The following is an 11,313-nucleotide window of genomic DNA, read 5'->3' on the forward strand; positions in this document are numbered from 1 at the left end:
TCGCGGAACGCCCGCCCGCGCACCCTGCCCGCATGACCACGACAACCTTGCGCCGCGATCCGCCGGACGCGCTGCGCCGCAACTTCCGCGGAACGGTGCTGCGACCGGGCGAAGAGGGCTATGCCGAGGCCCGTCAGGTCTGGAACGGCGCCGTCGACCGCCATCCCGCCCTGATAGCCCGCTGCGCCGGCACCGACGACGTCCAGGCGGCGATCCGGTTCGCCCGCGAACGTGACCTGCCGGTCGCGGTCCGCGGCGGCGGCCACTCCGTACTCGGGTACGGCGTGTGCGACGACGGCATCGTGATCGACCTGTCGCAGCTGAAGGCGGTGTCGGTCGACCCCGCCGGCCGCACCGCGCGCGCGGCGGGCGGCCTGACCTGGGCCGAGTTCGACCTCGCGACCGGGCGGCACGGCCTGGCCACCACTGGCGGCTCGGTCAGCTCCACCGGGATCGGCGGGGTGACGCTCGGCGGCGGGTTCGGGCACCTGATGCGCCGGCACGGGCTGACCGTCGACAACCTGCTGGCCGCCGACCTGGTCACCGCCGACGGCGACCGGCTGCGGGTCGACGCCATGACCGAGCCGGAGCTGCTGTGGGGGCTGCGCGGCGGCGGCGGCAACTTCGGCGTCGTCACCGCGTTCGAGTACGGCCTGCACCCGGTCGGGCCCGTCGTCCTCGGCGGACCGGTCTTCTGGCCGCTGGACCAGGCGCCACAGGTGCTGCGCTTCCTGCGGGAGTTCGCGCCCATGGCTCCCGACGAGCTCGGCGTCGCCCTCGTCGCCATGCTGGCTCCCCCGATGCCCTTCCTGCCGGCCGAGCGGTACGGCACCCCGGTGCTCGGGTTGCTGCCCGTCTGGTGCGGCGATCTCGCCGAGGGCGCCGCGGTGTTGGCGCCGCTGCGCGGGGTGGGAACACCGATCGGCGACCTCGTCCGCCCGGTCCCCTACCGCGCCCTGCAGTCGCTGCTCGACATCAGCGCCTCGCCAGGGAACTGCTCCTACTGGCGCTCCCACCGGCTGCCGGACCTGTCCGACACGGCCATCGACGCCGTCGTCGACGCCATCGCCTCGATCACGTCACCGCTGTCGCTGCTCAACGGGTGGATGATCGGCGGCGCGGCCAGCCGGGTGGCGCCGGACGCCACCGCCGTCGGCCCTCGCGAGCCCGGCTTCGAGCTGCGCCTGATCGCGAACTGGCGCCCGGGCGACCCGGGCCACGAGCGGCACCTGGCCTGGGCGCGCGACGGGTGGCAGCGCCTGCGGCCCGAGAGCGCCGGCCAGTTCGCCACCTTCCTGTCCGACGAGGGCCCCGCCGGCGTCCGGGCCGCGTACGGCGACCGGCTCGGCCGGCTGACCGCCCTCAAGGACCGCTTGGACCCGTCGAACGTCTTCCGTCTCAACCCGAACATCCCCACGAGCGAGGGAGTCTCCCGATGAAGATCCTGGTGACCGGCGCGACCGGTACCGTCGGCCGGCACGTCGTGCGCGGCCTCGCCGGCCGCGGCGTCCCGGTGCGGGCGTTCGTCCGCGACGCCGACGCCGCGGCCCGCGTCCTCGGCCCCGGCGTGGAGCTCGCGGTCGGCGACTTCTCCGACCGCGAAACGCTCGCCCGCGCCCTGTCCGGCGTCGACCGGCTCTTCCTGGCCTGCGGCAACGTCCCCGGGCAGGTCGGGCACGAGCGCGCGGCGATCGACGCGGCGGCGGCCGCCGGCGTCGGCCGCGTCGTCAAGCTGTCGGGCCCCGACCCGTACCCCGCCTCGCCACTGGTCTTCGACAGCTGGCACGGCGCCATCGAGCGGCATCTGGCCGCGTCCGGGCTGCCCATGGTGCTGCTGCGCCCCCGGACCTACCTGACCAACCTGCTGGCCCACGCCCAGGCCATCGCGAGCACCGGGATGCTGTTCGCCCCGGCCGGCGCCGCCGAGATCTCCTTCGTCGACCCGCGGGACGTGGCCGACGTGGCCGTCGAGTGCCTGACCGGCGAGGGGCATGAGGGCCGGGCCTACACGCTGACGGGACCGGAGGCGATCACCTTCGAGCGCGTCGCCCGGGAGCTGGGCACGGCCATCGGCCAGCCCGTCCGCTACGTCCATGTCGGCGACGAGGACGCCCGGCAGGCCATGACCGCGGACGGGCTGCCGCCGATGGTCGCGGACGCCATCGTCGCGATCTTCGTCGCGCAGCGGGAGGGGTGGATGGCGACGACCACCACCGACGTGCGGGACGTCACCGGTCGGGCGCCACGGTCGGTCACCGACTTCGCGCGCGACCACGCCCACCTGTTCCAGCCGGCCAGCCCGGCGCAAGGCGACGGCGGCGAGGACGGCCGCGCCGAAAATGCCTTGGCAAAGGCGGGCGACCTGGCGTAGAGGTTCCACCGATGAATCTCTCCAGGGACGTCTCCGCCCGAGTCTGACGGCGTAGCGACGTAGTGCCAGCCCGGCCGGCTCGGTCACCCGAGCGCGGCCGGGCCACCGTCCTATGCCCTGACCTGGACCGACGTGGGGCGGGCGCCCGCGCGGCGTCCGCCCCGGAGACGAGACATTCCATGGATCCGCACGAATACGCGTGTCACGACGCGGTCGGCCTACGGACGCTGATCGCCAAGGGCGAGGTGAGCGCCGCCGAGGTCGAGGCGGCGGCGCGGAAGGCGCTGGGGTGGGCGAACGGCCGGCTGAACGCCCTGGCCGCGCCCCTGTTCGGCCCGGCGCTGAGCCACGACCCCCAGGGCCCGCTCGGCGGGGTGCCGTTCCTCATCAAGGACACGGGCCCGATGGCCGAGGGGGTGCCGTTCCGGTGCGGGAGCCGGAGCCTGGGCCCCGGGATCCCGGCCCCGGCCGACCATGAGCTGATGCGCCGGTTCCGGGCCGCCGGCCTGGTGACGCTGGGTCTGACGATCTCCCCGGAGATGGGGCTGAGCTTCACCACCGAGCCGCTGCTGCACGGCCCGGTGCGCAACCCCTGGGATCCGTCCCGCACCGTCGGCGGCTCCAGCGGTGGCGCCGCCGCCCTGGTCGCGGCGGGCGCCGTCCCGGTCGCCCACGCCAACGACGGAGCCGGCTCGATCCGGGTGCCGGCGTCCTGCTGCGGCCTGGTCGGGCTCAAGCCGAGCCGCGGCCGGACGCCGACGGGCGCCGGGCTCGGGGCGGCGGCGTTCGGCATGCTCTCCGAGTTCGCGCTGACCCGCACCGTCCGCGACGCGGCGGCGCTGCTCGACGCGGTGCACGGGCCGATGGCCGGCGGCGCCTTCGCCGCGCCGCCACCCGCGCGCCCGTACGCGCGGGAGGTGCGGCCCGACGCGCGCGCCGGCGGGCCGTCCCAGGGCGGCGGCCTGCGGGTGGCGGTGACGACCCGGGCCTGGTCCGGCGCCGGGGTCGACCCGGAGGTCGCCGCGGCGACCGTGCGCGCCGGCGAGGCGCTCGCGGCGCTGGGGCACCACGTCGAGGAGGCGTCGCCGCCGCTCGGGTGGGACGAGGTGATCCGGGCCTGCATGATCGAGACGGTCGCCATGGCCGCCCCGTTCCTGCTGGCCCCCCGGCAGCCGCCGGCCGACCGCCTCGAGGCCGTCTCCCGGCGGGTCCTGGCCTACGCCCGGGAGCACGGTGCCGTCGACCTCGTCGCGGGGCTGGACGCGGCCGGCCGGGTCGGGCAGGTCCTCGACCGTTTCCTCGCCGAGCACGACCTGCTGGTGACCCCGACGCTCGCGCGCCTGCCGGTGCCGCACGGCACGCTCCGCTATGACGACCCGGGCCACACCGTCGAGAGCTGGCTTCGCGAGATCTTCGACTTCGGGCCGTTCACCAGCGTCGCCAACGTGACCGGCGTGCCGGCGGTCAGCCTGCCGCTCGGGCAGAGCGCGGGCGACCTGCCCATCGGCGTCCAGATCATCGCCGCCCACGGGCGGGAGGACCTGCTGCTGCGCGTCTCGGCCGCGCTGGAGGAGGCGATGCCCTGGCGCGACCGCCGGCCGCCGCTCTCCGCCCGGCGGGCCTGACCGTCGCCGTCCGGGCTACCGGCTGCCGGTAGGGGCTGCCCCTGACCACCACGCCGCCACCGCGCTGAGGCGACGGCGTGGTGGCGTGGTGGCGTGGTGGCGTGGTGCCGGTCAGCCGGCCAGCCGGGCGCCCGGTACGGGCGGGGCCAGCACGCCCTGGACGCGGGCGAGCAGCTCGTCGACGTCAACGGGCTTGGTGACGTACTCGCTGGCGCCGGCGTCGAGGCACTTCTGCTGGTCGTCGGGCATCGCCTTCGCCGTGACCGCGATGATCGGGATGTCGGCGAACCGGGGCATGGCCCTGATCGCGGCCATCGTGGTGTACCCGTCCATCTCCGGCATCATCACGTCCATGAGGACCAGGTCGGTCGACGGGTTGAGCAGCAGCTTCTCGATCCCCTTCCGGCCGTCCGGGGCGTGGTCGACGGCCGCCCCGTAGAACTCGAGGATGCTGGTGATCGCGAAGACGTTGCGGACGTCGTCGTCGATGACGAGGACCGACCGCCCGACCAGGGTGTCCTCTTCATCGCTCGCCGCGGCGTCCCTCGCGGCGGCCGGCTGACCGCTGCGCGCCGCGGGGAGCGCGGCCGCCGCCAGGTCACCGGCGGGCGGAAGGTCCGTACGCGCGCCCTGGTTCGGCACATGAGCCGGCCGGTCCTCAGGGACCGTCCGGGCACCGGTCGCGCGCGGTTCGGCGGCGGGCAGCCGCGGTTGCGGGGACGGCGGGCCGGTGGCGGCGCCGCCCGCGGCGTCGCCGGGCGTTTCGTCCGCCAGGCTGGGCGGGCTCCCCTCGGCGGCCTCGTCCATGCCGGCCCCCTTCACGCCGGCCCCCTTCACGCCGGCCTGGTCGACCGCGGTCTCGTCCACGGCGCCAGCCGAGAAGATGCCCAGGGCGCCGGCCGAGGAGCCGGGGGTGGTGGCCGGCACGGCGTCGCGTCCCTGCTCGGTGCTGGTCAGCTCGGCCGGCGGGGTGGTGGGCAGCCGCAGCGTGAAGGTGCTTCCGCTGCCGTAGACGCTGCGCGCGCGGATCTCCCCGCCGAGCAGGGTGGCGACCTCGCGGCAGATCGACAGCCCCAGGCCGGTGCCGCCGTAGCGCCGGCTGGTGGTGCCGTCACCCTGCTGGAAGGCGCCGAAGATCCGGTCGAGGTTCTCCTCGGCGATGCCGATCCCGGTGTCGGAGACGGCGAACAGGATGTGGTCGCCGGCGGTGGCGCCCGAGGCCGAGGCCATCGTGATGGCCAGGTCGACGCGGCCCTGCTCGGTAAACTTCACCGCGTTCGAGAGCAGGTTGCGCATGATCTGCGCGAGCCGGTGCCGGTCGGTGAGCAGGCGGTCGGGCACGTCCGGCGCGATGTCGACGGTGAGTCGCAGGCCCTTCTCGATGGTGACGGGCGCGAACGTCGCCCGCAGGTCGTCCACCACCGAGGCGACGGCGACCGGCTCGACGTGCAGGTCCATCTTGCCCGCCTCGACCTTGGACAGGTCGAGGATGTCGTTGATGAGCTGCAGCAGGTCCGAGCCCGCCGAGTGGATGACGTGGGCGTACTCGACCTGCTTGCCGGTCAGGTTGCCCTTCGGGTTGCGGGCGAGCAGGCCGGCGAGGATGAGCAGGCTGTTGAGCGGCGTGCGCAGCTCGTGCGACATGTTGGCGAGGAACTCGGACTTGTACTTCGAGGCGAGCGCGAGCTGGCGGGCACGCTCCTCGAGCTCCTGCCGGGCGTGCTCGATCTCGCGGTTCTTGACCTCGATGTCGTGCTTCTGCTGGGCGAGGAGATCGGCCTTCTCCTCGAGCTCGGCGTTCGAGCGCTGCAGGTCCCCCTGGCGGGACTGGAGCTCCTCCGACCGCGCCTGCAGCTCGCCGGCCAGCCGCTGCGACTCCACCAGCAGGGCGTCGGTGCGGGCGTTCGCGACGATCGTGTTGACGTTGACGCCGATGGTCTCGGTGAGCTGGTTCAGGAACGCGTGGTGGACCCCGGTGAACGGGGAGAACGACGCCAGCTCGATGACGCCCAGTGCCTGGTCCTCGAAGACGATCGGCAGCACGACGAGGGCGACGGGCGCGGCCCGGCCGACACTCGAACCGATCGTGATGTAGTCGACGGGGGTCTGGTCCACCACGATGGTGCGGCGGGTGCGGGCGGCCTGGCCGATCAGGGAGTCGCCGAGGCCGAACCGGCGAGGTGTCGCCGGTGAGGGCTGGTAGCCGTAGCTGGCGATGAGGGCGAAGGCCTGCTGGTCGACCGAGGAGTCGACCAGGAAGAACGTGCCGTGCTGCGCACCGACCAGCGGGGTCAGCTCGTCGATGACGAGCTGCGCGACGGTCGTCAGGTCACGGTGGCCCTGCATCAGCCCGGCGATGTGCGCCAGGTTGGTCTTCAGCCAGTCCTGTTCCTCGTTCATCCGGGTCGTGTCGCGCAGCGAGCGCACCATCGCGTTGATGTTGTCCTTGAGCTCGGCCACCTCACCTTGCGCGTCGACAGTGATCGAGCGGGTGAGGTCACCGGTGGCGACGGCGCTGGTCACGGCCGAGATGGCGCGGACCTGGCGGGTGAGGTTCCCGGCGAGCTCGTTGACGTTCTGCGTCAGGCGCTTCCAGGTGCCGGACACCCCCTCGACCGTGGCCTGGCCACCGAGGATGCCGTCGGTGCCGACCTCCCGGGCCACCCGGGTCACCTCGGCGGCGAACGAGGAGAGCTGGTCGACCATCGTGTTGATGGTCTCCTTCAGCTCCAGGATCTCCCCGCGCGCGTCGACGTCGATCTTGCGGGTGAGGTCGCCCTGGGCGACCGCGGTGGTGACCTGGGCGATGTTGCGGACCTGGCTGGTCAGGTTGTTCGCCATGAAGTTGACGTTGTCGGTCAGGTCCTTCCAGCTGCCCGACACGCCCTTCACGCTCGCCTGGCCGCCGAGCCGGCCGTCGGTGCCGACCTCGCGGGCCACCCGGGTCACCTCGTCGGCGAACGCGCCCAGCGTGTCCACCATGGTGTTGATGGCCGACGCGAGCGCCGCGACCTCGCCCTTCGCCTCGACCGTGATCTTCTGGGAGAGGTCGCCGCGGGCGACGCCGGTGGCGACCTGGGCGATCGAGCGCACCTGCGCGGTCAGGTTGGACGCCATCACGTTGACGTTGTCGGTCAGGTCCTTCCAGGTACCCGACACGCCCCGCACGATGGCCTGGCCGCCCAGGTTGCCCTGGGTGCCGACCTCACGGGCCACCCGGGTCACCTCGTCCGCGAAGCCGGAGAGCTGGTCGACCATCGTGTTGATGGTCTCCTTCAGCTCCAGGATCTCCCCGCGCGCGTCGACCCGGATCTTCTGCGACAGGTCACCCTTCGCCACCGCCGTGGTCACCTGCGCGATGGAGCGCACCTGGTCCGTCAGGTTGTCGGCCATGACGTTCACCGACTCGGTGAGGTCACGCCATGTGCCGGAGACGCCCTTCACGTTGGCCTGGCCGCCGAGCCGGCCGTCGGTGCCGACCTCACGGGCCACCCGGGTCACCTCGTCCGCGAACGAGGACAGCTGGTCGACCATCGTGTTGATGGTGTTCTTCAGCTCCAGGATCTCGCCACGGGCCTGCACAGTGATCTTCTGGGACAGGTCTCCGCGGGCGACCGCCGTCGCGACCTGGGCGATGTCCCGGACCTGGCCGGTCAGGTTCCCGGCCATCGCGTTGACGTTGTCGGTCAGGTCCTTCCAGGACCCGGAGACCCCCGGCACCTCGGCCTGGCCGCCGAGCTTGCCCTCGCTGCCCACCTCGCGGGCCACCCGGGTCACCTCGGAGGTGAAGAGCGCGAGCTGGTCGATCATGCCGTTGAAGACGAGGGCGATCTCGTCCATCAGCTCGTCGCCCACCTGGGGCAGCCGCGTGCCGAAGTCACCTCCGCGTACCGCGGTGAGCCCCGCGAGAAGCTGACGCAGGGCGCTGTCGTCGGGCCGGGCCAGCGAGGCCTTCGAGGGGACCAGAGTGTCCGTCATCGACATTCTCCCGGCGAGTGTCCAGGCGCCGGCACGGTGCGGCGACATCGATAGCGATAGCGCATTGGCAGCCATCATGCCTTGGGATGGCCAAAGGGTGTGCGAGAACGATCTTTCTTAGCACACCCGGCGGCCGTGTCACCCAGCTATCAATGGCATCCCAGTAGGGTAAGCGGCGCCATAGCGGCCCGCAGGTGGGAAGCCTTCACGGGGGCAAGCAAGAGGAGAAGGGTGGCCCGAACGCCGCAGGAGCCCGAGCCGTCGCCAGAACGCCGCAACCGGCTCCTCGACATCGTCATCCGGCAACGGCAGCGGATCTTCGAGCTAGAAGCCCGGGCCTCCGGCGCCCACCTCGTGGACCTGGCCGTCGGCCTCCTCATGGCGCGGCTGGGCGCCTCCCCGGCCGACGCCGCCGACCAGCTCCAGCGGCTGGCGCACACCGCCGGCGTCAGCCCCGCCGAGTTCGCCGCCGAGCTGCTGGGCGAGCCACGGCCGACCGTCGCCGGCGCCCCCGCGAAGGCGGGAGCGTGGCGGCGGCTCTGGCGCGCCGCCACGACGGCGGACCACGCCGCGGACGGTGACGCGGTCGCCCGGGCGGTGCTGCAGGAAGGCCTCGCCGCCCATGGAGCCTGCGCCATCGCGCTCTGGATGCTGGAACCGGACGGCGCGCTCACCCTGGTGGGACAGCACGGCCTCACGGCGCTCGACGCGAGCCGCTGGCGGCGGATACCCCCACAGCTGGACTGCGCGCCCACCAGGGCGGTCGCCCAGGGGCAGCCGGTGTGGTGGCCGGCCGGAACGCCTCCAGACAACGGGGCCACCGATCCGCCGGCACCTCCGCGGCTGGGATCGTGGAGCGGGGCCCGGGCCGCGCTGCCGCTGCTGAACGCCGGCACCCTGGTGGGCGCGGTCGAGATCTGCTGGACGCGGCCGATGGAGGCCGACGGCACCCGCCTGCTGCGGGAGCTCGCCGCCCTCGCCGACGTCTGCCAGCGCGCGCTGCGGCCGCGCGTCGAGGAGGGCGACGGCCCGGCCGGCGCCGATGCCGCCACCGCCACCGCCACCGTCGCCGCCGGCGGCGGCGACGGCGGACGGGTGCCGGATGCCTGGCTGCCGGCCCTGCTGGACGGGCTCGCCGGCTCGGTCCTGCTCGCCCAGGCCATGCGCGACAACGCCGGCGAGGTCGTCGACTTCCGGGTCACCTATGTCAACCGCGACTTCGTCGACCCCGCCCGGCTGCCCGCGGACGAGGTGCGCGGCGCCCGGCTGCTCGACCTCTATCCCCTGATGGGCGCGGACGACGGCCTGTTCGGCCGGGCGGTCGACGTGCTGAGCACCGGCGCCCCGTACGCGGCCGACCGCACGATGCTGCTCTGCCTGGTCGGCGACGTGATCGTCAGCCGCGAGATGGACATCCGCGTGACCAGGCACGCCGACGGGGTCGCGATCAGCTGGCGGTTCACCGACGGGGCGGACGCGCCAGCCTCGCTGGGCACCCACGTCCAGCGGCTCGGCGGTTTCGGCGGCTGGCAGGAGGACGTCGGCAGCGGGGCCATCCGGTGGACGGACAACACCTACGACCTCTTCCACCTCCCGCGTTCGGCGCCGCCGATCGCGCTCGAGGACCTGCACCCGCACGTCCACGCCGAGGACCGGGACGCGTTCGAGCACTTCCGCGCGGCGCTGCTACGGCTCGGCCGGGCTGCGACCGCCTCGTTCCGCGTCCTGCTGCCCGACGGCGGGCTGCGGCACTGGCGCACGTTCGCCGAGCCGGTCACCGACACCGCCGGCACCCTGATCGGCGTCCGCGGGGTCTACCAGGACCTCACCGACCAGTACCGGACCGAGCTCGTCCTGCACGCCACGCAGAGCCAGCTCGCGGACTCCGAGGCGCGGGCCGCGAGCCAGCACATGCTCGCGCTCGCCCTCCAGAAGGCGATCCTCCCGGAGGCCCAGCCGCTGCTGACCACCAGCGGCCTCGCCGTAGCCGTCCGTTACCGGCCCGCCGAGCAGGAGAGCCTGGTCGGCGGCGACTGGTACGACGCGATAGTGCTGCCCGACGGGCAGATCCTGCTGGCCGTCGGCGACGTCGCCGGCCACAGCATCCGGTCGGTCGCGGGGATGACGGCGCTGCGCAACGGCCTGCGAGGCCTCGCCGTCACCGGCGCCGGGCCCGGGCAGCTGCTGCGGTGGCTGAACAACGTCGCCTGCCACCTCACCGACGACATCACCGCCACCGTCGTCTGCGGCCTCTACCGGCCGGAGGACCGCGCCCTGCGCTGGGCACGCGCCGGGCACCTGCCCCCCGTCCTCGTCCGCGACGGCCGGGCCGAGGCGCTCCCGGTCCCCGACGGCCTGCTGCTGGGTGTCGATCCCGACGTCTCCTACGAGGAGACCGTCACGCAGCTCACACCCGGCGACGCCCTGCTGCTCTACACCGACGGACTCGTCGAGCGGCGGGGCACCGGCCTCGACGAGTCGCTGCGTGACCTGCTGCGTCTCGCCGCCGCGCCCCACCCGGACGTCGGGCGACGGGCGGACTTCCTGCTCGCGCACTGCACGCCGGACACCGACGACGACACCTGTCTGGTCATCGTCGAACTGCTGGCATAACTGCGGGGTGATAGCGCCGTTCGGCCGGGTACGACCCGCATCGGCATCTTTCAGGCGGATCGAGAGAAGGTGGTCGCGCCGTGGGTCTGACTGTCCCGCCGACGGGCGAGCCGCGCTCTCTGCGACCTTCCCAGAGTCCCCCACGGGGCGCGGTACTCGATGTATTCACGGTGCCGGCCAGTCCCGAGTCGCCCCGGACCGCCCGGCGGCGGGCGGCCGAGGTGTTAACCCGCCACGGATGCGAACCGGCCCTGGTCGACGACGCGATCCTGCTGCTGAGCGAAATCGTCACCAACGCGGTCGTGCACGCGGACAGCGCGGCCGAGGTCGAGGTCCGGGCCGGCGAACTGGTGATCTGGTTCGGCGTCCGCGACGCCGACAGCCGCCGGTGGCCGGTTCACTGGCCGGTGAGCCTGGGCGCGTCCGGCGGCCGCGGCCTCCACCTTGTCGCGACGCTCGCGGCCGACTGGGGCACGAACGTACACAGTGACGGGGGGAAGACCGTCTGGTTCTGGCTTGGTCGCTAGCCGCGCGCCTTAACCCGGCTGTCGATCTGTCGTCCTCCGGACAGAGCTGTCCGGAGGGTGAACCGAGCCGTGCGACTCGGCCGGCGTTCTCGTCGTATCGCCGTGGGCGAGCGGGACACAGCAGCCGAACACTGTGTCATGGTCGGATACACCAGCCGTAACACCACGGGCGACGATCACACTTCATGACTACAGACAG

The 11,313-nt window shown here is 73.4% G+C and carries 6 protein-coding genes; 5 read left to right on the forward strand and 1 reads right to left on the reverse strand.

From position 1 onward, the window contains the following. Positions 1 to 32: 32 nt before the first annotated feature. The 3 genes from QOZ89_RS34220 to QOZ89_RS34230 all read left to right on the forward strand — a co-directional run bounded on the left by QOZ89_RS34220 (position 33) and on the right by QOZ89_RS34230 (position 3,996). A complete protein-coding gene (locus QOZ89_RS34220; protein WP_071051915.1) occupies positions 33 to 1,439 on the forward strand; it encodes an FAD-binding oxidoreductase in 1,407 nt (468 codons plus the stop codon). Continuing rightward, positions 1,436 to 2,371, forward strand: a complete 936-nt coding sequence (locus QOZ89_RS34225) for an SDR family oxidoreductase (RefSeq protein WP_312627920.1) — start codon at positions 1,436 to 1,438, stop codon at positions 2,369 to 2,371. Before QOZ89_RS34220 ends, QOZ89_RS34225 begins: the two co-directional genes overlap by 4 nt. Before the next feature lie 179 nt (positions 2,372 to 2,550). After that, entirely contained in the window at positions 2,551 to 3,996 is a 1,446-nt protein-coding gene (locus tag QOZ89_RS34230; protein WP_312627922.1) for an amidase, read from the forward strand. Positions 3,997 to 4,107: 111 nt separating this feature from the next. On the opposite strand, the gene QOZ89_RS34235 is transcribed toward QOZ89_RS34230, so the two are convergent. After that, a complete protein-coding gene (locus QOZ89_RS34235; RefSeq protein WP_071051912.1) occupies positions 4,108 to 7,974 on the reverse strand; it encodes a HAMP domain-containing protein in 3,867 nt (1,288 codons plus the stop codon). Between the two features lie 231 nt (positions 7,975 to 8,205). Between QOZ89_RS34235 and QOZ89_RS34240 the strand changes: the two genes are divergently transcribed. Both QOZ89_RS34240 and QOZ89_RS34245 read left to right on the forward strand, forming a co-directional pair. Continuing rightward, entirely contained in the window at positions 8,206 to 10,587 is a 2,382-nt protein-coding gene (locus QOZ89_RS34240) for a SpoIIE family protein phosphatase (protein ID WP_312627923.1), read from the forward strand. A gap of 170 nt (positions 10,588 to 10,757) precedes the next feature. Next, the gene (locus QOZ89_RS34245; protein WP_116271719.1) at positions 10,758 to 11,114 is read left to right on the forward strand and encodes an ATP-binding protein; all 357 of its coding nucleotides are present in this window, start codon (positions 10,758 to 10,760) and stop codon (positions 11,112 to 11,114) included. The last annotated feature ends 199 nt before the right edge of the window (positions 11,115 to 11,313 follow it).

The organism is Pseudofrankia coriaricola (assembly GCF_032027725.1).
In the GTDB taxonomy this organism is placed as follows: domain Bacteria; phylum Actinomycetota; class Actinomycetes; order Frankiales; family Frankiaceae; genus Pseudofrankia.